We start from the raw sequence: 25,934 nt of genomic DNA on the forward strand, positions 1-25,934 counted from the left end.
TTAACCGGACTTGCGGAGGCAAATCGGTTTTGGTGATGGCCGGAATGAGGATTTTTGGATAACATCCACTCGGAATATGCCATAGCGGAGTGAAAATGCCTCAATTCGACGATTTCGAGATCAAGATGCTCGATATCCTCCAGCGCGACGGACGCAAGCCGGTCTCCGAACTGGCGCAGGAGATCGGCCTGTCGACGACACCTTGCGCGCGGCGCTTCGAGGCGCTGCAGGAGGCCGGCATCATCAAGGGCTTTGCCGCCGTGCTCAGCCGCCGTGCCGTCGGCCTGACGGTCGAGGTGTTCATCCAGGTGCGGCTGGTCAGCCACAGCGACGGTTCGCCCGAGAGTTTCATCGCCGCGGTCCAACGCATGGACGAGGTATCATCCTGCTGGACGATGACCGGCGACCACGACTTCCTGCTGCATGTCATGGTGCCGTCGGTCGACGAACTCAACGCCTTCGTCATGCACCGGCTGATGCGGCTCGACGGTGTGCGCGACGTCCACACGCAGCTCGTGCTGCAGAACATCAAGGGACCCGGCCACGTGCCGCTCGGACATCTGCGGCGGTGATGGCGCCGGCCAGCATGGGCGGATCACCCATGAAGAGGTCCCGCCATGAAACTCGTTCTCCATGCGCTGGTATACGGAGATGGACGGCGGCTCTGGTCCGCGAGTCTGGGGATTTCTGACGCGCGATGGCCGGATGAAAGATGGCCGATTTCCGGAGCGCGCCACAGACGCGGAAGAGCAATCGATGGTTCGAACGGACGGCATGGAAACCTGCCGTGCTCGCGGCCATGCATTCGCACCGCGCCTGACTTTTTAACGCTGGCCGTTATCAGGCTGCGCGCTACTTCCTGGAAGCAGAGGTGTCCGGCAGGAGGAAGAGATGCAGCTTGTCACCCATAAAAAGACGAAAGAGGGCCGGCTGATGCCTTGGGGAAAAGGCACCGTCGTCAGCGGCGCCAGGGGCTATGTCTTTCTCGCCGGCAATACGGGCACGGCCGAAAATTACGACCCGTCGACGGGCAAAGGTGGCGCCGTCGGGGACGCGGCGACGCAATGGCGCTCCATTTTGACGACCATCAAATCGGACCTGGAGGAGCTTGGCAGCTCGCTCGAGCATCTCGTCAAGATCACCCAATATATCAAAGGACCATTTCCGGACGGCGGCGTTCTGAGTTCCCCCAATTTCCGGCTGGACGTCATGGACGAATTCTTCGCCGCGCACTGCCCGAAGCACTGCAGCTACAACAATCCGCCGCCCTCGGAGGTAATCGGGGTTGCCGCACTTGCGCATCCCGATCTCGTCATCGAGATCGTGGCGGTCGCCGCTCTGCCGGATTAGCGCCGGGCGCGACAGCCCACAAATATCAGGGCACGATCAGCGTGCCGGCGCCGTGCTCGGTGAACAGTTCAAGCAGCACCGAATGCGGCGTCTTGCCGTTGAGGATGACGACGCCTTCGACGCCGCGCTCGATCGCCTCGATGCAGGTCTCGACCTTCGGGATCATGCCGCCCGACACCGTGCCGTCCTTGATCAGCGCCTTGGCCTCGGCGACCGTCAGCTCGTCGATCAGCTTCTTGTCCTTGTCGAGCACGCCCGGCACATCGGTGAGGAACAGAAGACGCGAGGCCTTGCAGGCGCCGGCGATGGCGCCGGCAAAGGTATCGGCATTGATGTTGTAGGTGTGACCATCGCGGCCGGGCGCCACAGGTGCCAGCACCGGGATCATCTCGGAGCGCGCCAGAAGGTCGAGCAGCGTGCGGTCGACCTCGACCGGCTCGCCGACGAAGCCGAGATCGAGCACGCGCTCGATGTTGGAGTCCGGGTCGATCATGGTCTTGCGCGCCTTTTCGGCGAACACCATGTTGCCGTCCTTGCCGCACAGGCCGATCGCCCATTCGCCCTCGGCGTTGATGAGCGCGACGATCTCCTTGTTGATAGAGCCCGCCAGCACCATCTCGACGATCTCGACCGTCTTCTGGTCGGTGACGCGCAGGCCGCCCTCGAATTTGGATTCAATGCCCATCTTGTTGAGCATGGCGCCGATCTGCGGCCCGCCGCCATGGACGACGATCGGGTTGACGCCGGACTGTTTCAACAGCGCGATGTCGCGCGCGAAGGCTTTGCCGAGTTCGCTGTCGCCCATGGCGTGGCCGCCATATTTCACCACCACCGTCTTGTTCTCGTAGCGCTGCATGTAGGGCAGCGCCCGCGACAGCAGGGCGGCCTGCATTTCGGCGGTGGCGGCGATGTCCGTCATCGGCGTGGTTCCCTGGCTTTTGATTTCATGCCTGTCGTTGCCCCAAAACCGCTGCGCATTTTTGGCGACATGCATCAGGTAAAGACGGCGGCGTCTTAGCGGGAATTGACGCGGGCCGCAAACGGCTTTGCTGTCATATTCGGGCGGCTCACGACCTCGTCATCACTTAAGGCACCATAAGCGGCGCCCTGCGGCCAAGCCAACCGGAGATCTTCTCCATCTGCGCGGCCAGGGACAAAAGCGTCTCCTCGTCACCGGGGCGGCCCGCGGCCTGGACGCCGAGCGGCAGGCCGGCTTCGGTGACGTAAACAGGGAGCGCGATGGAAGGCTGGCCGCTGACATTCTGGATCGCCGGCCAGTGAGTGAACCACAGGCTCTTGTCCATCAACTGGCCGAACAGCGGTTCGATCCTGAGCAGCGCCGTGAGGCGAAGCTTGTCGAGCATATTCTCGATGAGCTCGTCGGCACCCTTCGGGTCCATCGCGCCGCAAGCGAGCGGCGGGTGGGCGATAACAGGCATCAGCACGGCGTCGTAACGCGCCGTCTCCGCAATCAGTTGCCGCGAGGCGGCATGCAGCCGCTGCAAGCCGGCATAGGTCTCGCCGGCCGAGACCATTTCGCCCAGTCGGCCGAGCACCCGCGTCGCGCGCTCGATGTCGCCGGTGACGGTGCGGCCGACGCGCACCGCCTCGGCCCGCAACATGCCTGCGACAGCCGAGGCAACCGTTCTGCAGAAATCGGCGAAGAAGTCGCGACCGATGGAGGGCAAATCGATTTCCTCGACGCTGTGGCCGCCCTCGCGGGCGAGCGCCACCGCGGTATCGAGCGCTTTCAGCGTCTCGGCCGAAATCGGCAGGCCAAGCGGAGAGTTCCGGTACATTGCGAGCTTGAGCTTGCCGGGATCGCGGGCGGCAGCCGCGGCGAACGCACCCTTCGGCGGCGGCGCGACATAGGGTGCGAGCGGGTCGGGGCCATGGGTGAGGTCAAGCAGCAGGGCGCAATCGCGCACCGAGCGGGTGACGGCATGGTCGACCACCATGCCGTACCAGCTTTCGCTCACCAATGGCGACAGCGGGACGCGGCCGCGCGAGGTCTTGAGACCGACCAGCCCGGTGCAGGCAGAAGGCACGCGGATCGAGCCGCCGCCATCTGAGGCATGCGCCACCGGCACGACGCCGGCGGCGACCAGTGCCGCAGCGCCGCCGGACGAGCCGCCGCTGGTGTGGCCGGTGTTCCAGGGATTGCGGGTGATGCCGAAGGCTTTTGATTCGGTCATCAGCCGCAGCCCGTGTTCGGGCGATAACGAGGTGACGATGGGTGTCAGTCCGGCGGCGAGATAGCGTTCGGTCAGCACCGAACTGACCTCGGGCATCCAGGCGGGGATGCGGCTGCCGCCATGCGACGGCACGCCCTTGATGGCGATGCCGAGATCCTTGATGGCGAAGGGCACGCCGGCCAGCGGTAGGGAACGATCGATGCCCTTCGCCCGGCTGCGCGCCGCATCGTAGAGTGTCTCGGCCGTGGCATTGATTTCAGGCCGGCTGGCCTCGGCGCGCGCGATCGCCGCGTCGACCAGTTCGACCGGCGAAACCTCGCCCTTGCGCACCAACGTGGCAAGGCCGGTGGCGTCTTCTTCCCACAGCACTCGTTCGACCGACATGCGCGCTCCCCCGATCCAGGCAAGGTAACCAGCGGCCAATCCGTTGGCAATCGAGCGATGGAACGAGTGCGGCGCGGTGCGGAAAGCTTTGGGTGTACGGAAATTTGCGCCGTTGCAAATACATCGCAATCCCCTAATTTGCCGACATGACGCCACAGGAGATCAGCAATCTGATTGTCCGGACTTCGATGAAGGACCGGGCTTCGTTCGATCTGTTGTACCGGCAGACCAGCGCGAAACTTTTCGGTGTTTGCCTTCGTGTATTGAAGGACCGGGGAGATGCCGAAGAGGCGCTTCAGGAGGTCTTCGTCAAGATATGGACGAAGGCGGACCGTTTCGCCGTCTCGGATCTAAGCCCGATTTCCTGGCTGGTGGCCATCGCGCGCAACCATGCGATCGATCGTATCAGGGCGCGGCGGGAACCTGCCGCCTATATCGATGCCGCGCTCGATGTGGCCGATCCGGCGCCGGGACCGGAGGCCATGACCGTGGCAGGTGGCGAGTCCGAGCGCATCTACCATTGTCTCGAGGAATTGGAGAAGGGCCGGGCAGCGGCTGTCCGGGGCGCCTATCTGAACGGCGAGAGCTATGCCGAACTGGCGGAGCGCCATGGCGTGCCGCTGAACACGATGCGAACCTGGCTGCGGCGCAGCCTGCTGAAGCTCAGAGAGTGTCTGGAAAGATGACGCTGGTAGACGACGACGGACCGGAACGTGGAGGCGACGACCTGTTCGCCGCCGAATATGTTCTTGGCGTCCTGACAGCGGAAGAACGCCAGATCGCGTCCCGCCGCATCGATGGCGACGCCGCATTCGCTCGGCTTGTCAATGCCTGGGAGGCCCATTTTTCGCCCTTGGCCGTCGCCTATCCCGGGACAGAACCTCCGATCAGGGTCAAGGAGGCGATCGATCGCCGGCTGTTCGCCTCGCAGCCTCGCGCCGGCCTATGGTCGAGCCTTGCCTTCTGGCGCGGCCTTGCCGCCGCCGCCATCGCGGCGCTGGCGATCTACATCGCCTTGCCTTTCATCAACCCGCCGCTCCAACAACCACAGCTTGTCGCCTCGCTGGCCGCCGAAGGCAGCGACGTCAGATACCTCGTCGTCTATGACGCGGCGCATCATGAAGTCGGCCTGTCGCACGTTTCCGGTGAGCGGGCCTCCGGCAAGGACTTCGAACTGTGGGTGATCGTGGGCAAGAACGCGCCGGTTTCGATGGGCGTCATCCCGGCCGGGAAGGCTGCGCATGTGGCGGTTTCGCCGGCCGTGCAGCAGAAACTTGCGCAGGGCGCCGTGGTGGCGGTCAGCCTCGAGCCTTCAGGCGGTTCGCCGACCGGCCAGCCGACGGGACCGGTGGTCGCGGCAGGCGACCTGAAGGGCATCTGATGGCTCCCCGCCCGGACCGTCGCCTTACAAAATAGTGAAGTCTATTTTTGCAGGGATAACCGCGGACCAAATTCCCGCGGTTGGATCAGCCTATCCACCGAAATCACTGGACCTCATTCGGAAGAAAAGAATTCTTTCATAGAAAGCGAAACTAAGTTCTTCATGGCCCGTATCTCCTCGCGTTCCCAATGATGGGGAAAACAACCCGAGGAGACTTACATCATGCGTAAACTTGCCATCCTTTTGCTCGCCGGTACGATCGGCCTCTCAGCGCTCGGCACCATCGCCTACGCCGCCAATCCGATGGTCGGGGGCGCACCCATGTACGCCAAGAAGAACATCATCGAGAACGCCGTCAATTCGAAGGACCACACGACGCTGGTCGCTGCCGTCAAGGCAGCGGGCCTGGTCGACACGCTGCAGGGTGCCGGGCCCTTCACCGTCTTCGCTCCCACCAACGAGGCCTTTGCAGCACTTCCGGCCGGCACGGTCGAAACGCTGCTCAAGCCCGAGAACAAGGACAAGCTGACCAAGGTCCTGACGTGCCATGTGATCGCGGCGAAAGCGATGGCCGCCGACGTCGCCAAGATGGCCAGGGCCGATGGGGGCGCGCATGTGGTCAAGACCGCCGGCGGCTGCGAGCTGACGCTCAAGGCCGACAAGGGCAAGGTCACCGTCACGGACGAGAACGGCAATGTCGCCCATGTGACGATTGCCGACGTCAGGCAGTCCAATGGCGTCATCCACGTCATCGACAAGGTTCTTTTGCCGAAGATGTAACAAACGGCTCGCTGCCGGCGAACAGGCAGCAGGGCTCTCCTGCCGGTGCGCGGCTTCGTACACGCGTTGCGCCGGCAGGCGTCCGCTACGCACTGTGGCTCCATCCAGGAGGCTGGTGCGGGTAACGTTCGGCCCTCAACGGCTTTTGATTTTCAGCCGAGCGTCGAATGTGGCAAACAGACAGCAGGAGGATAGGCCATGAACCGTCGCGACTTTCTCTTGAGCGGCGCCGCCGCCATCGGCGTAGTCGCCGGCACGGCATCTCTGCTGCGCATGGGCGGATCGCAGGATGCACGTGCGGCGGAGACCTTCGAAGTCACCAAAACCGATGCCGAATGGCGCGCGATCCTGTCTCCCGCGGCCTTCGACGTGCTGCGCAAGGAAGGCACCGAATATCCCGGCACCAGCCCATTGCTCAACGAGCACCGCAAGGGCGTCTTCGCCTGCGCCGGCTGCGACCTGCCGGTTTACTCCTCCGAGACGAAGTTCGATTCCGGCACCGGCTGGCCGAGTTTCTGGCAGGAGATCGCCAACGCCGTCGGCAAGACGCAGGACCGGTCGCTCGGCATGACTCGCACCGAAGTCCACTGCCGCCGCTGCGGCGGCCATCTGGGCCATGTCTTCGACGACGGCCCGCCGCCGACCGGGCTGCGTCACTGCATCAACGGCGTGGCGCTGAGCTTCAAGCCCGCCACAGCCTGAGACCATGCGGCCGCGATATGAAAAAACTCCGGGCTTGCGACCCGGAGTTTTTTAGCGGTCAGTCATTTCGGGCGTGGACTGGAGGAGCTTCCCGAAACGGCTGCCCGTGTTTCCTTGCTTCCAGCGCGATTCAGGACGCAAATCGTTTCTCCGGTATTGCCCTGGTGTCAGTGCCCGCCGCCACCACCGCCGGCGGCCGCCGGTTTGCGGATCATCATGGTGAACAGGCCAAGCGTCGCGAACAGCACCGTCAGCATGTAGAACACGTCCATGAAGGACAGCAGCGCCGCCTGCTGCTGGACCATGCCCGACAATTTCGAGATCGCCGCGCTGGCCGCATCCAGGCCGGCGGTCTGCTCGAAATTGAGCGTCATGTTCTGAAGCTTCTGCTGCGCGGCCGCACTTCCCCACTGCACGTGCTCGGAGAGCCTTGCATAGTGGAAGGCGTTGCGGTCGATCAGCACCGTGTTGATCAGGGCGAGGCCGACGGCACCGCCGAGATTGCGGGTCAGGTTGAACAGGCCCGATGCATTCTTCAGCCGCTCGGGCGGCAGCGTGCCGAGCGCGATGTTGTTGATCGGCACCATGCACAGCATCATCGAACAGCCGCGCAGGATCTGCGGGATGAGCAGCTCGTAGAAATCCCAGTCGGCGGTCAAATGCGTCATCCACCATGTTCCGGTGGCAAAGCCGAAGAAGCCGATCATCATCATCAGGCGCGGGTCCATCTTGTTCGACAGGATGCCCGAGACCGGTGCGGTGAAGAACATCGCCAGGCCGCTGACGAACAGCGCCTCGCCGATCATCATGGAATCGTAGCCGCGGATGCGTCCGAGGAACACGGGGTAGAGATAGGTGAGACCGTAAAGCCCGATGCCGATGACGAAGGAGAACAGCGAGCCGAAGGCGAAGTTGATATTGCTGAACGCCTTGAGATCGACGATCGGCTCCTCGGCGGTGAACACCCGCCAGAAGAACAGCACCGCGCCGAAGGTCATGACGACGGCGCAGATGAACACCGCCTGATCCTGCAGCCAATCATTGTTCGGGCCTTCCTCGAGCACATATTCCATGCAGCCGAGGAACGCCGCCATGCCGGCAAGGCCCCACCAGTCGAACTTCGAGAACAGCTTGAGGTTGGGCTTGTCGAAGTCGATCAGCGACCAGGCCGCCGTCGTCACCAGAATGCCGGGCACGACATTGACGAGGAACAGCCAGTGCCAGGACATTGCGTGGCTGATATAGCCGCCGACGGTCGGGCCGATTGTCGGCGCCAGGGTGGCCACCAGGCCGATCATCGGCGACACGACGGCACGGCGCGACGGCGGGAAGATGGTGAAGGCGGCCGCGAAGACGCTGGGGATCATGCCGCCGCCGATAAAGCCCTGGATGGCGCGATAGACGATCATCTGGTCGATGTTGGTAGCGGTCGCAGCGAGCGCGCTGGCGGCGGTAAAACCCGCCGCCGAAATTGTGAACAGAACGCGCGTCGACAGCATCCGGCTGAGAAAGCCGGACAGGGGGATCATGACCACCTCGGCAATCAGATAGGCCGTCTGCACCCAAGGGATCTCGTCGGAACTGGCGCTCAGGCCAGCCTGGATCTCGGCCAGCGAGGCCGAGACGATCTGGATGTCCAGGATGGCCATGAACATGCCGAACACCATCGCCAGGAAGGCTATGACGCGCCGCGTCGAGATGGTGTCAGGCACAGCCGGCCTCGCCGGCGGCGCTCCTGCGGTCAGGGTTGCGGTAGCCATGGCGTTGCTCCCCGGAGCGCGCTCAGTTGGTCGCGGCCGGCGCGGTGCGGCTGTCGACGGCGACAACGACGCTCAAGCCGGCGCGCAGCCTGCCGCTCTTCAGGGCATCGGCCGGCACGTCGATGCGGACCGGGACGCGCTGCACCACTTTGGTGAAGTTGCCGGTGGCGTTTTCCGGCGGCAGCAGCGAGAACACGGCACCCGAGGCCGGCGCCAGCGAGGAGACAGTGCCCTCGATGGGCTCGCCGTCGATGGCATCGACCGAAATCCTGACCTTTTCGCCGGGCACCAGCCGGGCAAGCTGGGTCTCCTTGAAGTTGGCGACGATGTAGAGCTTGTTCATCGGCACGATGACGGCGAGCTTCTGGCCGGGGCTCACGAGGTCGCCCTGCTCGACGGAACGGTTGCCGACGACACCGTCATAGGGCGCCTTGAGCACCGTGAAGGAAAGGTCGCGCGCGGCCTTGTCGCGGCTGAGCTGCAAGGATGCCAGCGTGCTTGCCGATTCAGCACGCTGCGCCTCCAGCACGCCGATATTGGCCTGTGCTGCGGCGATCTGTGCGTCGGCGCCGACGAGAGCGGCGTTGGCCTGGTCGAGCGCCGTCTGGGCGTCGTCGAGTTGCGCCTGCGTACCGACATGGGTCTTGAGCAGTTGCGCGGCGCGCTGCTGGGCGCGCGCGGCATTGGCCGCCGCGGCCTGGTCGGCGGTCTTGGCGGCCTGCGCCTGCTGCAAGGAGGCCTGCGCCGCCTTGGTCTGCGCATCGATGCGATCGAGCATCCTGGCCAGCGTGGCGATCTGCGCCTCGGCCTGGGCGACCGCTATTTTGTAATCACCGTCATCGACCGTCAGCAGCGGATCGCCGGCCTTGACCTGCTGGTTCTCGCTGACCTTGACCTGATCGACATAGCCGGAGATCTTGGGCGAAATGAAAGCCGTGTCGGCCTGGACATAGGCGTCGTCGGTCGAAATCATGAAACGGCCGGTGGTCCAGTAATCATAGCCGTACCAGGCGCCGGCGCCGAGCAGGGCGACGCCGATGATCGGCAGCAGGAAGGAGCGCACGGAACGCTTCTTCTTCGGCGGAGTTTCCGCCAGAGGCGGCGCGGCGACTGGCTGGACGGGAACTTCCGGTGCTTCCGTCGCCGGAGCAACCTTAGCGTTGGGGAAAGGACGGACTTCGGCGGTGGACGGCGCGTTCGAGGACATGACATCTCTCTAAGTTATAATACTGAACCGTTCGGTTCGATCCGGCCGTTGACATAGCGCCTAAAGAGGACCATATCAAGAGGCAATCGAACCGCTTGGTTCGAATTATTTTCGAGGTGTGACTTTAATGGCCGACACAACGCCCGACGTCGAAAACGACAATTGCGGCGACCTGCTGGACGGCTTGCGCCGCGGCCGCCCGGCAGCCGGACAGGATCCGGTCAAGCGCAGCCAGATCATCGATGGCGCCCGCCGGGTCTTTATCGACAAGGGCTTTGAGGCGGCCTCGATGAACGACATCACGCGGGAAGCCGGCGTGTCGAAAGGCACCATCTATGTCTACTTCGCCAACAAGGAAGAGCTGTTCGAGGCGCTGATCGAGGAAGAGCGCGGCACGATCTTCAAGAACATGTATGACGTGCTCGACCGTGCCGACGACCTGCGCGAGACGCTGGTGAAATTCGGCAAGGTCCTGTCCATGAAGATCACCTCGGCCAAGGTCATCCAGGCCCAGCGCACGGTGATCGGCGCCTCCGACAGGATACCCGACATGGGCGCGCGGTTTTACGAACGCGGCCCCAAACGCGGCCACGACAAGGTCGTGACCTTCCTCAATGCCGCCATCGACCGTGGCCTGCTCAAGATCGACGATGTCGACCTTGCCGCCTATCAGTTCACAGAACTCTGCCTGGCCGGTCTTTTCCGGCAGTGCATCTTCGCCTATCGCGCCAAGGCTCCGAACCAGGACGAAATCGACCATATCGTCAGGTCGGGCGTCGACATGTTCCTGAAGGCCTATGGCACCGAAATGCTTGCCGCGGAGGAAAGCCACAAGATGATCGCCCTGGAGGCGAAGGCTTAACCCGGCTTTTTGTGCCGCTAGCCGCCATTGGCCGCGAGCACGATCGCGGCGCGCAGCTCCTCCAGGCCCTCGGCCTTTTCCGATGACGTCGCCAGCACGAAAGGAAACGCCGCCGGTCGCTTCTTGATCTTGGCAAGCGTCTCCTCAATCAGCCGCGGCACGCCGGCGGCCTTGATCTTGTCGGTCTTGGTCAGCACGACCTGGTACGAAACCGCCGCCTTGTCGAGCAGCGACAGCACCTCGTCGTCCTTGGCCTTGATGCCGTGGCGGGCGTCGATCAGCACATAAACCCGCTTCAGCGTGACACGGCCCTTGAGATAGTCGAAGACCAGCTTCGTCCAATCGTCGACCTTTTCCTTGGGCGCGGTGGCATAGCCGTAGCCCGGCATGTCGACCAATGCCATTGGCGGCAGGTCGGCGCCCTCCCCCGAAAATCCGTCCGGCACGAAATAATTGAGTTCCTGCGTGCGCCCCGGCGTGTTGGAGGTGCGCGCCAGGCCCTTCTGGTTGACCAGAGCGTTGATCAGCGACGACTTGCCGACGTTGGAGCGGCCGGCAAAGGCGATTTCCGGCGGCCCTTCCGGCGGCAGGAACTTCATGGCGGGCACACCGCGGATGAAGATCCACCCGCGGGTAAACAGGTCCGTGCCGATCGTGGTGCTGTATTGAGCGTTCAAGCTGCTGTCTCCAGAAGAGAAATATCGGCGCCCCTGATGGCATCGAGGTTGCGGCTGATCTTGTCCACCGGCCAATCCCACCAAGCCACCGCCAGCAGCCGCCGGATCGTCCTGTCGTCGAAACGCATCTTGACGACCTTGGCCGCGTTGCCGGCGACGATGGCATAGGGACGCACGTCGTGCGTGACCACGGACTTCGCCGCGACGATGGCGCCATGGCCGATTTGCACCCCCGGCAGGATCACTGCCTCCATGCCGATCCAGACATCGTTGCCGACCACCGTGTCGCCGCGCACCTCCTTCGACCATGTGGCGGGGTCGAAACCCTTTTCCCAGCCATGGCCGAAAATGTTGAACGGATAGGTCGAAAAACCGGACATGGCGTGGTTGGCGCCGTTCATGATGAAGCGGGCACCTTCGGCGATGGCGCAGAACTTGCCGATGATCAGCCTGTCGCCGATGAAGGGATAGTGGTGCAGCACGCATTTCTCGGCGAATTTATCCGGCCCTTCCGGATCGTCATAATAGGTGAAGTCGCCGATCTCGATGTTGGGCGCGCTCACCAGCGCCTTGAGGAAGCCGACGCGCGTGTGCATCGGGATCGGGTGCTTGATGTCGGGATTGGGTCCGGTCATGGCGGTTCGTCCGGGAATTGGCTGGCGGACGCGTCCCGCGTCGGCGCACACCTCGTCAAAGTAGCGTAATCCGCCGTATAGCACCAATCGCCCCGGGAGCGAGTCTTCGATGGTGGACAAGCGCATTTGCCGGATCGGACGGTGCCGCGCGTTTGCAGTTTCGCCCATCGCGGGCGGACGTGGACCGATGCCGGCGCACAAGAAAAAACCCGGACGAGCCGGGTTTTTTGAATCGTGAGCCGGCGCCTCTATTCCGCTGGCGACGGTTTCTTGCGGAACAGCGCCAGCAGATTGTCCCACAGTTCGATCTTGGCGCCCTGGCGCTTCATGATCACGCCTTGCTGGAGGATCGACAGCGTGTTGTTCCAGGCCCAGTAGATGACCAGGCCTGCCGGGAACCCAGCCATCATGAAGGTGAAGATGACGGGCATCCAGGTGAAGATGGCTGCCTGCGTCGGATCCGGCGGCGTCGGGTTCATGCGCATCTGCAGGAACATGGTGACGCCCATGATCAGCGGCCAGACGCCGATCATCAGCATGTGGGGAAGCGTGATCGGGATCAGCCCGAACAGGTTGAAGATCGAGGTCGGATCGGGCGCGGCCAGATCCTGGATCCAGCCGAAGAACGGCGCATGGCGCATCTCGATGGTGATGTAGAGCACCTTGTAGAGCGAGAAGAAGACCGGGATCTGCAGCGCCACCGGCCAGCAGCCGGCGAGCGGATTGATCTTCTCGGTCTTGTACAGCTCCATCATCGCCTGCTGCTGCTTCATCTTGTCGTCCGCGTATTTCTCGCGGATCTCGAGCATCTTGGGCTGCACCTTCTTCATGTTCGCCATTGACGCGTAAGACTTGTTGGCGAGCGGGAAGAAGATGGCCTTGACGATGACGGTGGTGGCGAGGATCGCCAGGCCGAAATTGCCGAGGAATTTGTAGAGCGTGTCGATAAGCCAGAACATCGGCTTGGTGATGAAGTGGAACCAGCCCCAGTCGATCAGCAGGTCGAACCGCTTGATATGGCGGTCTTCGGCATAGGCATTGATCTTGGCGACTTCCTTGGCGCCGGCGAAGACCTCGGTCTCGACGGTTGCCGACTGGCCGGCCTCGACATTGATCGGGTCGGTGAGGAAGTCGGACTGGTAGCGGTGGCGGCCGTCCACGAAATAGCCGAAGCGCGGCTGAAACGGCTGCTTCTCGCTCGGAACCACCGTCACCGCCCAATATTTGTCGGTAATGCCAAGCCAGCCGTCCGTCGACTTGCCCGGCTTGACTTCCTTGTCCTTCTCGATGGACGCGTATTTGTGTTCCTGCAGGCCTTCCGCACCGGTGAAGCCGATCAGGCCTTCATGCAGCACGTAGGTGCTGGCGACTGCCGGCTTGTCGTAGCGCGTGACGCGGCCGTAATTCGACAGCGTAACCGGGGCCGAACCCGAATTGCGCACCTCGTCGGAAACGGTGAACATGTAGTCGCTGTCCACAGAGAAGGTGCGCTTGAAGGTCAGCCCCTTGTCACTGGTGTAAGTCAGCGTCACCGGCGTCGACGGGGTCAGCGTCGGATTGCCTTCGACGTTCCACACCGTATCCGCGCCCGGTAGCGTACCCGTCTTGTCGTTGCCGACGAAGCCGATCTCGGCGAAGTAGCCGCTGGGCAACTCCGAAGGGTTGAGCAGTTCGATCTCGGGCGAATTCTTGTCGACGGTTTCGGTGTAGTGCTTGAGCTTGAGGTCGTCGAGACGGGCGCCGGTCAGGTTGATCGAGCCTTCGAGGCTCGGCGTATCGATCTTGACGCGCTTCGAAGCCGCCAGCGCCTGGTCGCGGCTGGCCGCGGTGACGGTGTCTCCGCCGGGCGCGTTGGGGATGGCACCGGGAGCGGTGCCGGCCGGTGCCGGCGTTGCCGCGCCCGGATTGGCTGTCTCTGCCGCCTTCTTCTGCTCTTCCACGCGCTGCTGCTCGACGCGCGCCGCCTCGCGCTGCTGTTCGACGCGCGGGTTCATGTAGAAGACCTGCCACAGGGTCAGGATCAGCACCGACAGCGCGATGGTGATGAAGAAGTTTCGGTTGTTTTCCATCGAGAGCCCTTGGCCTATCGTGTTCCGCGAAGTCGGCGGGAGAGTTCGACCTTCAACTGGCCGAACGGGGCGCGGAGCGCATCATCGCGCCCGACGATGACATAATCATTGCCGGGCATCATGTCATCGGCCGCATGGGTGCGCACGGCCTCTTTCAGCCGCCGCCTGACGCGGTTGCGCACGACCGCGTTGCCGACCTTCTTGGTGACGGTGTAGCCGACGCGCGGCGCGCCGCCGTCGCCGCGGTCGAGGACCTCGACGAGGAAAAACCGCCCGCGACGTTTTTCACCACGGCGGACGGCCAGGAATTCCGCGCGTTTCAGAAGCCGCTTGGGATTTTGTCCCACTGGCTTGCCGGTTGCGGGCAACGATCTTGTCTCGCTCAGGCGCTGAGCCGCTTGCGGCCGCGGTTGCGGCGAGCTGCGACGACGCCGCGACCACCCTTGGTGGCCATGCGGGCACGGAAACCGTGCCGGCGTTTGCGGACGAGTTTTGACGGTTGGTAGGTACGCTTCATTTGTTTTAATACCGCGGGGTGCGGCCCTTCTTGATTCTGTCACTCTGTAACAGGAGCTTTGCCGGGCCGGCTTTGGCGCGATCGAAACCGCGCCGGGACGAATGGCCCGAGCGTGAGCGGGCTTATAGAAAGAAGGGTTTTGGAAGTCAATCCGGTGCCGGGCCGGTGCCGGGCCGGTGCCGGGCCGGTGTCGCTGGGCCCGGGATGCGCACTTTCGGCGGCAATTATATCTCTCCGACCAAGGGGGAAATTGGCAAAAAAGCCGCAATCGCCTAATCTGGGCTGATCAAGCGATTGTGAAGACAGGACCGCATGAGCGAAACCACGCACGCCGAGGAAGGGACAGGACCAGCGCCAGCCGCCGTCCGCAGCGTACCCTTGTCGCGCGGCCTGTCGACAAAACTGCTGCTGTTGACCATCGTCTTCGTGCTTTTGGCCGAGGTGCTCATCTTCCTGCCCTGGATCGCCAGCTACCGGCTGGCCTGGCTCAAGGAGCGGCTGAGTACCGCCGCGGCCGTATCGATCGTGCTGGTGCAGGGCGAACCGACCTCGCTGTCGCGCACGGCGCAGAACGACGTGCTTATGGCGATCGGCGCCAAGGCGATCGCGGTGCGCGACGGCGGCGTGTCGCGGCTGCTTGTGGTGGCCGATATGCCGCCGCAGGTCGACGAGCACATCGACCTCGCCAGCGTCGGCATGGTCAAGGGCATGACCGGCGCGCTCGACACGCTGTTTTTCGGCGGCAACCGGATGCTGCGCGTCTTCGGGCCGGTCGGCGACAGCGACAAGGAGTTCGAGCTGATCATGCCAGACTACAGCCTGCGCAAGGCGATGCTTATCTATTCGCGCAACGTCGCCTTCGTCTCGCTGCTGATCTCGCTGTTCACGGCCATGCTGGTCTATGCCGCGATCGACCTGATCATGATCGGACCGATCCGCAACATGACGCGCTCCATGCTGTCCTTCTCGCAGGCCCCCGACGACCCCAGCCGGATCATTCATCCCGCCGCCCGCGCCGATGAGATCGGGGTGGCCGAGCGCGAGCTGTCGCAGATGCAGGAGCGGCTGCAGAAGATGCTGACCGAGCAGAAGCACCTGGCCGACCTCGGCCTCGCCGTGTCGAAGATCAACCACGATATGCGCAACATCCTGGCCTCGGCGCAGCTCATTTCGGACCGCCTGCGCCAGGTCAAGGATCCGACCGTGCAGGCCTTCGCGCCGAAGCTCCTGCGTGCGCTCGACCGTGCGGTCTCCTACTCGGAAGGCGTACTTCATTACGGCCGTACGCAGGAGCCGCCGCCTTCGCGCCGGCGCGTGCGGCTGCGCCAGCTGGTCGAGGACGTGCACGGCCTGCTCGACATCGAGGAAGGCATCGAGTTCATCAACGCGGTCGAAAAGGCGTTCGAGGTGGACGCCGATTCCGACCAGTTGTTCCGCGTGCTCACCAATCTGTGCCGCAACGCCGTGCAGGCGATGGCGGCGGACACGGAGAGCGCCGTGGTGCGCCGGCTGGCGGTTTCGGCCGAGCGCATGGGCAGCGTCAGCCGCATCGTCGTGACCGACACCGGTCCCGGCCTGCCGCCGAAGGCGCGCGAGAACCTGTTCGCGGCGTTCCGCGGCTCTGCGCGCAGCGGCGGCACCGGGCTTGGCCTGGCGATCGCGCATGAACTGATCCGCGCGCATGGCGGCACGGTGGAGCTGGTCGAATCGATCGGCGGGCGCACCACCTTCGCCGTCACCATTCCCGACCAGCCGGTGCGGCTCGACCAGGCCCGCAACGGGCTGCGCCGCCCGGCCTGACAGGCTTGGGCGCTGTTTCGCCCGCAAACCGGTCCGGCCCCCTTCGCCCTGAATGCCGCTTCGAACAACCCGATTTCCGGCCGGATCCAGCGGATGACGCATCGACGACAAAACTTTTGCCGGATCGGCTTGCTTTTCGCGAATTCAGTCGCTAGGGAACTGCACACATTCGCGGCCGGTCCTCGAGGATCGGATCGCGGGGTCATGGAAAGCATGACCTGATGCGCGCCCGTAGCTCAGCTGGATAGAGCACCAGACTACGAATCTGGGGGTCAGGAGTTCGAATCTCTTCGGGCGCGCCATTTAATCCTATTGAAATCAATAGACTTCCAGGCGTTTCCAGCGCGACGCCACTGGCTCGATTTTCGGAATTCAGCCGGTTTTGGCAAGACGGCGGCAGCCGGTGCCAAAATCGCACTATGGGCTAAAGTGCCCTACTTGGAACGGCACAGTCTCTGCCAAACATTCGAAATTTGCTGAGTCTCCTGGCGGTGCACCGTGACAGACTCACATTCCGGGGCCGCGCAGGCGTAGTCGGGATTTGAAATCATTATGGTTCTCCTTTCCGATGGTTCAGTGCGCGCCACCTGCATCGACATGGCCCGGGTTGCGCAACAGCAGCGTGGCGAAGAACGCGACGACAAGGGCTGCTCCGAGCAGATAGAACGCGTCGCTGAAAGCCATGATGAAAGCCTGCTTGCGTACCATCTGTCCGATGGCGATGACGGCCTTGTGCATCGCGGCTGCGCGATCGCCGGCGCAATGCGCCAGGAAGTACCGGGTCAGATGCTCGATGCGCGCGCGAGTGCTCTCTTCGAACAGCGACACCGACCGCACCAGCACGTTGGAGTGGAACTGCTCGCGCTTGGTCAGAAAAGTCTGCAGCATGGCGATGCCGACGGCGCCGCCGAGATTGCGGATCATGTTGAACAGTGCGGAGGCGGAGCCGGCGTTCTCCTGCTCGATGCCGGCCGTAGCGACCGCAGCCAGGGGTACCATGACCAGGGCCTGACCGACGGCACGGACGACATTCGGCCAAAAGAACTGCTCCGACGCGTAGGTCGCCGTCATTTCGATGTTCATGAAATTGCTCGCCGCGAACAGCGCAAAGCCGAAGGCGACGATAATGCGCATGTCGAAACGCTTCATCAACTGCGGCACCAGCGGGATCAGCACCAGTTGCGGCAGGCCTGTCCAGGCCAGCACCATGCCGATCTGCTGGGCGTTGTAGCCCTGGATGCGCGCGAGATAGACGGGCAGGATGAACACCGCCCCGTAGAGCGCAATTCCGAGCAGGAAGCTGGCCAGGATGGAGAAACCGAAATTCCAGCGGGCGAACAGTCTGAGGTTAAGCAAGGGCCTTTCGCTTCTCAACTCGATCCACAGGAAAAGCGAGAGGCTGACGAGGGCGATCAAGGACAGCCGCACGATGAACGGCGAGCCGAACCAATCGTCCTTGTTGCCCTCCTCGAGCACGGTCTGCAAGGCGCCGAGCCCGATCGCCATGCTGATGATCCCGGCCCAGTCGCCCTGGCGCAGCAGCGAGAGCTGCATCGGCGCCCTTTCGAGCGACATCCACAGCATGCCCACCATCAGCGCGCCGGGGACCAAGTTGACATAGAAGATGAACTGCCAACCCCAGTTCTCGGTGAGATAGCCACCGATTGTCGGCCCGATGGCTGGTGCGAAGGTCGCCGACAGCGCGAACAGGGCGAATCCGATCGGCTGCTTCGCCTTCGGCAGGAGGGTTATGGTGATGGTGAAGGCGACCGGAATCAGCACGCCGCCGCAAAAGCCCTGCAAAGCACGCAGAACAATCATCTGCTGAAGGTTTTGCGCGAAGGCGCAGGCAACCGAGAAGGCGAGAAACAGGATTGCATTGGCCAGAAGATAGACGCGGATGGAAAAGACCCGCGACAGCCAGCCGGTGAGCGGAATGACGACGATCTCGGCCACCAGGTAGGCGGTCGATATCCAGCCGCCGTCATCGATGCCCGCGCCGATGGCGCCCTGAATGTCGGCTAGCGATGCGTTGACGATCTGGATGTTGAGGACCGCCATGAAGGCGCCGAGCGTCGAGCCAATGACGGCGATCCAGGTCTTGAGCGGGGCGGAAGAGGCATCGGTCGGCGCCAGGCTCGATGCTTTGGCTGCCATCGGCGCAGGCGTGGGGTTGGTGGTGAGGGTTGCGGGCACGGCTGAATTCCTTGTTTGACGAAGCGCGCGTGAGACACTGGCGTGGCGGCCACCATGCGAGGTCTCGGAGAACCTCGCGCAGCCGCTACGAGTTACCAGCCGGCGATGATCCGGCGGCCGCTGTCCGGTTCACCCCGTTCGGCCAGGATGGTTGCCTTCGTGTCGATCGTCGGTTCGGCCGACATGCCGGCGCGCAGCTTGCCGGCGAGCCTGCCGTCGTTGATCGCGATCTTCACCGGGATGCGCTGCACGATCTTGGTGAAATTGCCGGTGGCGTTATCCGGGGGCAGCAGCGCGAACTCGAGACCGCTCGCCGGCGACACACTGTCGACACGGCCCTTGAGTGCCACGCCGGGAAAGCCGTCGACCGCGATCTCGACCGGCTGTCCGCTCTGCACATGGGTAAGCTGTGTCTCCTTGAAATTGGCCACGACATAGACCGCATTCAGCGGCACCACCGCCATGAGCAGCGTGCCGGCCTGCACATACTGGCCGACGCGAAGCGAACGGGCCCCGACGGTGCCGTCGACGGGTGCTGTGATCGTGGTGTAGGAGAGATTGAGTTCCGCCTGACGCAGGGCGGCCTGGCTGCTGTCGCGCTCGGCCTCCGCCTTGCCGCGCTCAGTCGTGAGCACGTCGATTGCTTTGCGGGCAGCAACCAGTGTGGCGCGATCCCGCTGGAGTTGGGCTTCGTTTTCGCCAAGGGAGGCTTCGGCCTGCTGGGCGCGTTGGCTGGTGCCGTAGCCGCTTTTCAGCAAGGTTTTATAGCGATCACCCTCCTGCTGCGCGAATTTGAGCTTCGCCTCGGTTGCGGCGACGTTGGCCTTTTGCTGTTCGACCACCGAATGCTGCAGGCCGATCTGGGCGTCGAGGTTATGCAGCGTCGCTTCGGCTGCTTCGACATTGGCTTGCGCTTGGTCTAGCGCGGTCCTGAAATCGCGATCGTCGATGCGGGCCAGAACCTGGCCCGCCTTGACGTGAGTGTTGTCCTCGACCAGCACCTCGGCGATGTGGCCCGAGATCTTCGGCGCGACAGCCGTATAGTCGGCCTTGACATAGGCATCGTCGGTCGATTGCAGATACTGCCCGACCGTCCAATAGTCATAGCCGTAGAGCGCAGCCGCGGTCAGGCCGGCCACCAGACCCAACCCGATAACGGTGCGTTTGATCATCGTCTTGCGGGACCGCCGCGCGGGTTTTACCTCAACCGGGTATTCCAAGGTGGCGGGGTTGACGCTTACGGTCATCGTAATCTCCTCTCACGGTCGGGCCGAGTGGCCGATTGGTGCAAGGACGATGCAACGGCAATCTTGATGTGATAATCGAGAAAAGAACGGAAGGATCATCCATTAAGAGCGGATAATCGAAATGGACAGGCTCACGAGCTTGACGGTGTTTGGCCGCGTTGTGGAATGCGGAGGCTTTTCCGCGGCGGCCCGACGCCTCAACATGTCGACGACGATGGTCAGCAACCACGTCCAGGCGCTGGAGGAAAGGCTCGGCGTTCGGCTTCTCAATCGCACCACCCGCAAGGTGAGCCTGACCGAGATCGGCCAGGCTTACTATCAGCGTTCCTCGCAGATCCTCGCCGATCTGGAGGAGGCGGACCGCGTCGCGGGAGCACTTCAGGCGACGCCGCAAGGCACGCTTCGCCTTCATTCCAGCATGAGCGTCATCCGTTTTCTGGCGCCGATCGTTTCCGAATTCGTCAACCTTTATCCGGCTGTTTCGGTCGATCTCACCGTCGGCGAAAGAATGGTCGACATGGTGGAGGAGGGCTTCGACCTTGACGTGCGTTCGCTGCCGCTTCCCGATTCAAGCCTGATCGTCCGGCGGCTGACCTCATGGCGCAACATCGTCTGCGGTTCGCCCGGCTATTTCGAACGCCATGGAACACCGCGTCGGCCCGATGACCTCGCACGCCACAATTGCATGCGCCATGCGTCATATCCTTTCGGTAACGAGTGGCGTTTCGAGGACCCCGACGGCGAGCCCGTTTCCGTCCGCGTCGATGGCAACTTATTGACCAACAGCCAGGAGACGCTCAGACGCCTTGCTCTCGACGGCCGCGGTCTGTTCATACCGCCGCCCTTCCTCGTGGCCGACGACCTGAGGGCCGGGCGCCTTGTCCGGGTGCTGGAGGAATATTCAGGAGTCGAGTTCGCGATCAACGCGTTCTATCCGCATCGTCACCATGTCTCGGCCAAGGTCAGGACTTTCATCGATCTGTTGGCCGAGCGCTTTGCCGAACACCGCAGATGGATGGAATTGAAGTACTGAACAGCAGTCCACCGTCCGCGCCGGAAAGTCGGGCTGATACGCCGTCTATGGCCGGCCCACATGCCGGCAAGGGCCGGAGCGATTGCCAGCACCGACATGGCAAAACCCTCGATCCGGGAGGGCCAGCGCTGAGGCCGCGCGCCCGCTCATGATCCTATTATCCGCTCTTGGCGGATGATCCTTTCCAATATTCGAAGATTATCATGAGTGGGTCCAAGATGCATCTTCTTGGCGAACGGGCAAGGACCTGTTCTTGAACCAAGTCCAGAACTCAACCTTAGGAGATTTCCATGAAAAAGATCGCTCTTGCCGCCGCCGCGTTCCTGGCCATCACTGACGCCGCACTCGCCGAGAACCCGAAGGTCGGCGGCTCCGACATCAATGCGATTGCCCGGGAACAGCTCGACAGCACCCACACGTCCTCGATCGCGCATAGTGCAGTCTACGAACTGCTCAATGCGGGCTCCAATGCGGCCATCGCGCGGGATCAGGCGGTCGAGCGTCGCCGGGACCTTTTCGGCAACCGTTAGACACCGGCTCCGGCCGCCGAACCCCCAAAGCAGCGGGCTCATTCGCCGCCTTCGCCTCGGGGTTCGACCGGTCGCGAAAAAAAGGAGAAATGCGATGGACGCAGTCGTCAACGGCGCCGCCTTGGAGCGGGCCGAAACAAGGAGTGCACCGCAGCGGCGTGGAGTCGAGGCTCTACAGATTCTGATGGCGCGCGTCGCGGCGGTCTTGGTCTGGGTCGAAGCCGGTATGGAAAGGCGCCGGAGCCGCCGCATGCTGATGGAACTCACGGACTCGCAATTGCAAGACATCGGTCTTTCTCGCGCCGACGTTGCCGGCCGAGACTGGAAAACCGATCCTTTCCGCCCTGTTCCAGCCGATGGTCGCTAAATAACCATGACAGGCATCAAGCACCCACCGGGACAAACCGGAAAGCCTTACCTTCATCAACAGGAGAAAGAACATGCAGTTCATCGTCTTGACACGTCGGCGGACGGAAAGCTTCAACGACGCGGACTACACGCCCGAGAGACTGGAAGCCGAAGCCGAAGGCGTTCGCCGACTCTTCATGGCAAGCACCGTGCGACAAATCTGGAATCGCGGCGACATGGGCGGCGCTTGTCTTCTCATGGAGGCCGAAGCGGAGGAAGAGGTTCGCTCGGTGCTCAATGCCCTTCCGCTGTTCAAAAGCGGCATGCAGGAAACGGTCTCCATTGTTCCGCTACGGCCATATAGAGGCTTTGGGCCGCGGCAATAGAAGATGTCACAAGGCATGCTTGGCATATCGCGCCTCGGCCAAGCGATCCCTGGCTCCGCAGAGCTTCATTCCCCGCGCGTGCCTGGGAAAAGAACCGTCAGTCGTTGCTCGGCCGCCGCCCAAGCCCGCAGGTGGTAGCTGCGCAGCGCGAACACGCTTGCAGCGAAGGCGAGCATCCCGGCTGCCACACCGAGAGCCATTCCGGCGCCGGCTGCCGCTGTGGCGGCTATGCCTGTAAAGACACCTGCGATGGCGCTGCTGATCACGCTCACCATTCCGGCCGTGGTCATGAAATACTGCAACGGCGATGGGCTGAGCCCCTTGTCCACGAGCACCGCCGAGCGATCGTCATGCGTGGAATGAACGAGGTAGCTTTGCATGGCGGGCGCGACTTCGACGTAGTAGTGCCGGATCCGCGCCATTCCACGGGCGTGCACCATGTCCTCGATGGCGACCTGCACGGCGCGGACGAAGGTGACCAGGCCTATGAAGAAAACGCAGGGCAGCAGGATCAGACTGAACAGCACGAACGGCGTGCCCATTTTCGTGACTTGCGCGACGAATGACAGAGCGATCGCTACGCTTGAGACTGACGTGAGGAACAGATTGGCGCGCTGATTCGCCTCCTGAATCGTGGCTGCGCGGGCGGTCTGCAACACGAAGTGCTCGGTCGTCATGCACTGCAGAGTTACCTGCGCGTCGTTGCCTTCTTCCGCCATCCCATCGTCCTCCGGTCGGCTCGACCACAGCGCCGCCGAAATCGCTCAGGATCGGCAAGCCGCCTTCAGTCGCGCATATGCGGGCCTGGCGGCCTTCCATAGCCGCCCATGGAGCCACGCCGGCCCGAGAGGCTGGGTCATTCCACGCGCTCGAACACATCCAGGCTGGTCCCGAAGGCGCGCCATGCCCCAACTCTGACCATCCTGGCAGGCGCCCCTTCCGCCGATGCGGTAAGGGTCTGCCCTGCAACGGTATGCCAAAGCATCTCGAGCTTACTTTCCCTCAGAATACCGGTGTAGCTGACGGCCGCAGGCCCGGCCTTGCCCTGTCCCGCAGCCGTGAAGCCGATTACGTCGCCACTAGCAGCGCCATGGATCGGAAGTTCCTGACCAAAGAAACTGCTGTCTTCCAACGCGGTCCTGAACGTGCCGCGGATGACGCCTTCCGCGTCGTGCTCGATGATGACGGTCGAGCCGTATTGGTTTCGCCAAGTCCCGATCCAATCTGGCATGGTGCACTCCACGAGCGGTTCGGGATCAACGTGCAGGGCCCGCACGTGTTCCGAGGCTGCCTGCGCCGCTCGGCGTCTAGGCAAACCTCTGGGCAACCGTCGCCGGGCCAAGTGCGGCGCTGATGCCGCAACAGCGCCAATTCCGGCTCCGCGTCAGTTGACGTCGATGACGACCATCAGCCCGCCGCCACCCTTTTGCTCGACATTGTTGTTCGTCGTGTGGTGCGGAATGTGGCAGTGGATGAGCCATTTGCCGGGTCGCCGCGCCGTCCAGACGACATCATAGCGCTGGCCCGGACCGACATTGATGGTGTCGGCGAGGAAGCGGGCCGAAGGGGGAATGGTCTCGCCGTCGCGCGCGACGACCTCGAATGGTCCGCCATGAATGTCGATCGCCGGACCACGATGGGATACGCAGTAGACCGACAATGTGGATCATACTTGAACGGATGCCACTTTCCGGCGCCGCGATTGCGAGACGGTGAGCCAAAGGGCTGAGACGAGGAAATAGAAGGCGCCGAAGCCAGCGTAGCCTGCGATGTTGGCGATCGAGGGCGGTGCGGACATCTGCGCTTGCGCGATGAAGAATGCGCCGGCGACAGCCGATTGGCCTCCGCTCAAGATCATGGCCCATTGGCCTCCGGCGGTTTTCAAGCGCCGGATTGCGGTTCCGAGCTGCAGCAGACCGGAGAAGATTGCCCACGCGCCGAAAACGCCGAGAACCCAATTCATGTTCATCGCCAGCGCCATGATGACTGCAAGGGCGACCACCGAACTGACTGCGATGTTGAATGCTTGCGTAGGATTGACGGCAAGCCCGCCGTTGCGGGAAGCATCGACATAATTGGCGGCTGCATCCCAGGCAGGATAGGCAATAAGCAAGACAGCCGCGATGGACGCCGACTGCCGGCCGACCGTCAAAGCGACCACGACCCAGACCACAGAAAAGGCCGCACGGGCGAGGTAATACAGCTTGAGCCACTTGTGCTGGTCATTTGAAGCAACCTCAACGCGATCGCGTCTCATTGGATATCCTTCGGGTATGGTTCAATGTTTGTCCGATGCACCTCGGCGACCACAGGTGGCCGAGGCGCTTGTCAAAGAGGGCTGTTTCACCCTCATAGCCTTCACTATCCGCCCGCCTTCCTCCGAGAGGCGGCGCCAGGTGTAGGCCACAGCCGTCGGCGAATGCGCCGCTCCCGGTGCATGGGAAATGCTCCGGCATTTCGGACGAGCGGTAGGCCTTCACTGTCGCGTTCGTCCGCGCCGAACCGCTCAGCGTATCTTTCGCCAGCGCCGCCGTGACGATCGACAGCCTGCGAACGAGCGGCGACCTGGCTCACATGGGCGGGACCACGCCATTTTTGCCAACGACGACCTGATGACCGATCGTTCCGCTTGCGGCCTTCTCGCCCGCTATGAAGACGACGGCACCCGGGACCAGATCATCCTGGGTTGCCGGAGCGAGGGTCACGACGGGGGTGCCATCCGGGATCGCGATCTTCTTTTCCTTGCCTTGGTAGGAAACGGTCACGGTGCGCCCGTCGACGTCCTTGACGGCATCGGCGACTGTTGCATTGGTCATGCTGCTGTCAGGCTTCAGATCCCACCCGTAGCTTCCCTCACCTGCGCCTTTCAGCGCGGGCGGGAAGATCAGGACTTCCAGAGCGCCGTCACCGCCCTTGTCCTTCGGCAGCGAGGCAATTCCGACGAAGTCGCCTGGCTTGATATCGGCCACCTTCGCAGCAGCGACGCCGGAGATCTTCCAGCCATCAGCCAGGACAACGTCAACAGTCTCGCCTTCCCGCGTGTTGACCCTCAGCGTCGAAGCGCTGAAGCTCACCACGCTGCCCCTGATGTGGATCTGCTCGGCCTCCCGGCTTTGAGCCTGAGCGGGCGCCGTGATGGCGTAGGTCGCCGGGATACCGATGACCAAGAGAGCCGAGAGGAGTTTGTGAAACATAGGGAATTCCTTTACCTACTAGTTGGTAGTTTACCGCGGCGCATTTGTCGATGCTCTTGCCGGGGCGACCCGTCGCTTAGCCGCCCGGCACTGATATCATTCGGGCTTCAGCCTCCGCAGGGTCGGGTCGAGAATTGAAGCGAAGACGCCAGGCTTTCCGTATGCCCGAGCCGATAGCATCGCGCCATGAACGGTGGCCATGAGCGCCTCTGCCTCCACCCGCGCCGGACCAGAGATTTTCAGGGAGCCTTGCTGTTCGCCGCGTTCGATGACCGACGTCAGCCACGCCGAGAGAAACTGAAAATACGCCCGTACCTCCGAGACGACCTCGTTCGGAAGCGCTGGAAGTTCGCTTGCCAGCAGCGCACATACGCAGAACGGGATGCTTGCATCCTCGATGCATCTGGCCCAATAACCCGCGTAGGCCTGAACGAGTTCGAGCGGTTCAGGCACGCTGCGCTCGAGATCGGCCATGCCGGCTTCGGCGTTCTCGCGGTAACGCGACACAAGCGTACGCACCAGATCGACCTTGCTGGGGAAGTGGTGGTGGATGCTGGCCTTGCGTATGCCGACCACGGCCGCGATGTCTGCGTAGCTGAATCCATTATAACCGCCGGCGATGATCAGCTTTTGTGCGGAGGCCAAAATCTCGTCAGATGTCGTTGAAAAGTTGCTCATGCA

Annotated in this window: 28 protein-coding genes, 1 tRNA gene and 1 pseudogene; 13 read left to right on the plus strand and 17 right to left on the minus strand. The window is 62.9% G+C overall.

Annotation, left to right across the window (positions count from 1 at the left end):
* The first annotated feature begins 95 nt into the window (after window positions 1-95).
* Window positions 96-572 carry an Lrp/AsnC family transcriptional regulator gene (locus FJ953_RS24440; protein WP_140491470.1) on the plus strand — a complete coding sequence of 159 codons (477 nt, stop codon included), beginning with the start codon at window positions 96-98 and terminating at the stop codon, window positions 570-572.
* A 319-nt stretch (window positions 573-891) separates the two neighbouring features.
* Window positions 892-1,350, plus strand: coding sequence for a RidA family protein (locus tag FJ953_RS24445; protein ID WP_140524234.1), 459 nt, complete (start codon window positions 892-894; stop codon window positions 1,348-1,350).
* Window positions 1,351-1,375: 25 nt separating this feature from the next.
* Here FJ953_RS24445 and argB read toward each other — a convergent pair whose 3' ends face one another.
* Together argB and FJ953_RS24455 are read right to left on the minus strand one after the other, a co-directional pair.
* Window positions 1,376-2,269 carry an acetylglutamate kinase gene (argB, locus tag FJ953_RS24450; protein WP_140491474.1) on the minus strand — a complete coding sequence of 298 codons (894 nt, stop codon included), beginning with the start codon at window positions 2,267-2,269 and terminating at the stop codon, window positions 1,376-1,378.
* A gap of 166 nt (window positions 2,270-2,435) precedes the next feature.
* The gene (locus FJ953_RS24455) at window positions 2,436-3,929 is read right to left on the minus strand and encodes an amidase (protein WP_140625219.1); all 1,494 of its coding nucleotides are present in this window, start codon (window positions 3,927-3,929) and stop codon (window positions 2,436-2,438) included.
* A 146-nt stretch (window positions 3,930-4,075) separates the two neighbouring features.
* Between FJ953_RS24455 and FJ953_RS24460 the strand changes: the two genes are divergently transcribed.
* The 4 genes from FJ953_RS24460 (at window position 4,076) to msrB (ending at window position 6,792) form a co-directional block, all read left to right on the plus strand.
* Window positions 4,076-4,615, plus strand: a complete 540-nt coding sequence (locus FJ953_RS24460; RefSeq protein WP_140491478.1) for a sigma-70 family RNA polymerase sigma factor — start codon at window positions 4,076-4,078, stop codon at window positions 4,613-4,615.
* Window positions 4,612-5,310 (plus strand): anti-sigma factor, encoded by a 699-nt coding sequence (locus FJ953_RS24465; RefSeq protein WP_140625220.1) that lies wholly within the window; start codon window positions 4,612-4,614, stop codon window positions 5,308-5,310. Before FJ953_RS24460 ends, FJ953_RS24465 begins: the two co-directional genes overlap by 4 nt.
* Before the next feature lie 222 nt (window positions 5,311-5,532).
* Entirely contained in the window at window positions 5,533-6,090 is a 558-nt protein-coding gene (locus FJ953_RS24470; RefSeq protein ID WP_140625221.1) for a fasciclin domain-containing protein, read from the plus strand.
* Between the two features lie 198 nt (window positions 6,091-6,288).
* Window positions 6,289-6,792, plus strand: a complete 504-nt coding sequence (gene msrB, locus FJ953_RS24475) for a peptide-methionine (R)-S-oxide reductase MsrB (protein WP_140491485.1) — start codon at window positions 6,289-6,291, stop codon at window positions 6,790-6,792.
* 167 nt (window positions 6,793-6,959) lie between these two features.
* Here the strand turns inward: msrB and FJ953_RS24480 are convergent, their stop codons facing one another.
* Window positions 6,960-8,552 carry a DHA2 family efflux MFS transporter permease subunit gene (locus FJ953_RS24480; protein WP_140491487.1) on the minus strand — a complete coding sequence of 531 codons (1,593 nt, stop codon included), beginning with the start codon at window positions 8,550-8,552 and terminating at the stop codon, window positions 6,960-6,962.
* A 22-nt stretch (window positions 8,553-8,574) separates the two neighbouring features.
* Entirely contained in the window at window positions 8,575-9,759 is a 1,185-nt protein-coding gene (locus FJ953_RS24485; protein ID WP_140625222.1) for an HlyD family secretion protein, read from the minus strand.
* 127 nt (window positions 9,760-9,886) lie between these two features.
* Here FJ953_RS24485 and FJ953_RS24490 point away from each other — a divergent pair, with 127 nt between their 5' ends.
* Window positions 9,887-10,621: a TetR/AcrR family transcriptional regulator gene (locus FJ953_RS24490; RefSeq protein WP_140514299.1), complete on the plus strand. Its 735-nt coding sequence runs from the start codon at window positions 9,887-9,889 to the stop codon at window positions 10,619-10,621.
* A 17-nt stretch (window positions 10,622-10,638) separates the two neighbouring features.
* Here the strand turns inward: FJ953_RS24490 and yihA are convergent, their stop codons facing one another.
* From yihA to rpmH, 5 genes are all read right to left on the minus strand, one after another.
* Window positions 10,639-11,298: a ribosome biogenesis GTP-binding protein YihA/YsxC gene (yihA, locus tag FJ953_RS24495; RefSeq protein WP_140491494.1), complete on the minus strand. Its 660-nt coding sequence runs from the start codon at window positions 11,296-11,298 to the stop codon at window positions 10,639-10,641.
* Complete coding sequence (locus tag FJ953_RS24500) at window positions 11,295-11,933, minus strand: CatB-related O-acetyltransferase (protein WP_140625223.1); 639 nt, start codon at window positions 11,931-11,933, stop codon at window positions 11,295-11,297. Before FJ953_RS24500 ends, yihA begins: the two co-directional genes overlap by 4 nt.
* A 248-nt stretch (window positions 11,934-12,181) precedes the next feature.
* The gene (gene yidC, locus FJ953_RS24505; protein ID WP_140625224.1) at window positions 12,182-14,002 is read right to left on the minus strand and encodes a membrane protein insertase YidC; all 1,821 of its coding nucleotides are present in this window, start codon (window positions 14,000-14,002) and stop codon (window positions 12,182-12,184) included.
* Between the two features lie 14 nt (window positions 14,003-14,016).
* Complete coding sequence (gene rnpA / locus FJ953_RS24510; RefSeq protein ID WP_140491500.1) at window positions 14,017-14,370, minus strand: ribonuclease P protein component; 354 nt, start codon at window positions 14,368-14,370, stop codon at window positions 14,017-14,019.
* Window positions 14,371-14,384: 14 nt separating this feature from the next.
* Window positions 14,385-14,519 carry a 50S ribosomal protein L34 gene (gene rpmH / locus FJ953_RS24515; protein ID WP_008833937.1) on the minus strand — a complete coding sequence of 45 codons (135 nt, stop codon included), beginning with the start codon at window positions 14,517-14,519 and terminating at the stop codon, window positions 14,385-14,387.
* A gap of 312 nt (window positions 14,520-14,831) precedes the next feature.
* On the opposite strand from rpmH, the gene FJ953_RS24525 reads away from it, so the two are divergent.
* Window positions 14,832-16,319, plus strand: a complete 1,488-nt coding sequence (locus tag FJ953_RS24525) for a HAMP domain-containing sensor histidine kinase (protein ID WP_140551653.1) — start codon at window positions 14,832-14,834, stop codon at window positions 16,317-16,319.
* Between the two features lie 225 nt (window positions 16,320-16,544).
* A tRNA-Arg gene (locus tag FJ953_RS24530) sits at window positions 16,545-16,621 on the plus strand.
* Window positions 16,622-16,892: 271 nt separating this feature from the next.
* Here the strand turns inward: FJ953_RS24530 and FJ953_RS24535 are convergent.
* Window positions 16,893-18,476, minus strand: coding sequence for an MDR family MFS transporter (locus FJ953_RS24535; protein ID WP_140524439.1), 1,584 nt, complete (start codon window positions 18,474-18,476; stop codon window positions 16,893-16,895).
* A 131-nt stretch (window positions 18,477-18,607) separates the two neighbouring features.
* Complete coding sequence (locus FJ953_RS24540) at window positions 18,608-19,762, minus strand: HlyD family secretion protein (RefSeq protein ID WP_140625226.1); 1,155 nt, start codon at window positions 19,760-19,762, stop codon at window positions 18,608-18,610.
* 121 nt (window positions 19,763-19,883) lie between these two features.
* On the opposite strand from FJ953_RS24540, the gene FJ953_RS24545 reads away from it, so the two are divergent.
* The 4 genes from FJ953_RS24545 to FJ953_RS24565 all read left to right on the plus strand — a co-directional run bounded on the left by FJ953_RS24545 (window position 19,884) and on the right by FJ953_RS24565 (window position 22,059).
* Window positions 19,884-20,795, plus strand: coding sequence for a LysR family transcriptional regulator (locus FJ953_RS24545; RefSeq protein ID WP_140625227.1), 912 nt, complete (start codon window positions 19,884-19,886; stop codon window positions 20,793-20,795).
* A gap of 290 nt (window positions 20,796-21,085) precedes the next feature.
* Complete coding sequence (locus FJ953_RS24555; protein WP_140582786.1) at window positions 21,086-21,325, plus strand: hypothetical protein; 240 nt, start codon at window positions 21,086-21,088, stop codon at window positions 21,323-21,325.
* Between the two features lie 94 nt (window positions 21,326-21,419).
* Entirely contained in the window at window positions 21,420-21,692 is a 273-nt protein-coding gene (locus tag FJ953_RS24560; RefSeq protein WP_224680501.1) for a DUF1127 domain-containing protein, read from the plus strand.
* A gap of 73 nt (window positions 21,693-21,765) precedes the next feature.
* Window positions 21,766-22,059: a muconolactone Delta-isomerase family protein gene (locus FJ953_RS24565; protein WP_140625228.1), complete on the plus strand. Its 294-nt coding sequence runs from the start codon at window positions 21,766-21,768 to the stop codon at window positions 22,057-22,059.
* Between the two features lie 65 nt (window positions 22,060-22,124).
* On the opposite strand, the gene FJ953_RS24570 is transcribed toward FJ953_RS24565, so the two are convergent.
* The 6 genes and pseudogenes from FJ953_RS24570 to FJ953_RS24595 form a co-directional block, all read right to left on the minus strand.
* A complete protein-coding gene (locus FJ953_RS24570; RefSeq protein ID WP_140625229.1) occupies window positions 22,125-22,778 on the minus strand; it encodes a hypothetical protein in 654 nt (217 codons plus the stop codon).
* Between the two features lie 137 nt (window positions 22,779-22,915).
* Window positions 22,916-23,290, minus strand: coding sequence for an avidin/streptavidin family protein (locus tag FJ953_RS24575; RefSeq protein WP_140625230.1), 375 nt, complete (start codon window positions 23,288-23,290; stop codon window positions 22,916-22,918).
* Window positions 23,291-23,443: 153 nt separating this feature from the next.
* Window positions 23,444-23,677 (minus strand): annotated as a pseudogene (locus tag FJ953_RS24580) (multicopper oxidase domain-containing protein); the annotation flags it as partial.
* A 48-nt stretch (window positions 23,678-23,725) separates the two neighbouring features.
* Window positions 23,726-24,316 carry a DUF308 domain-containing protein gene (locus FJ953_RS24585; protein WP_140625231.1) on the minus strand — a complete coding sequence of 197 codons (591 nt, stop codon included), beginning with the start codon at window positions 24,314-24,316 and terminating at the stop codon, window positions 23,726-23,728.
* Window positions 24,317-24,629: 313 nt separating this feature from the next.
* Window positions 24,630-25,253, minus strand: a complete 624-nt coding sequence (locus tag FJ953_RS24590) for a hypothetical protein (RefSeq protein ID WP_140625232.1) — start codon at window positions 25,251-25,253, stop codon at window positions 24,630-24,632.
* Between the two features lie 96 nt (window positions 25,254-25,349).
* Window positions 25,350-25,931, minus strand: coding sequence for a TetR/AcrR family transcriptional regulator (locus FJ953_RS24595; protein WP_140524250.1), 582 nt, complete (start codon window positions 25,929-25,931; stop codon window positions 25,350-25,352).
* Window positions 25,932-25,934 lie beyond the last annotated feature (3 nt).

The sequence above is a fragment of the Mesorhizobium sp. B2-3-6 genome (assembly GCF_006442305.1).
Taxonomy (GTDB): domain Bacteria; phylum Pseudomonadota; class Alphaproteobacteria; order Rhizobiales; family Rhizobiaceae; genus Mesorhizobium.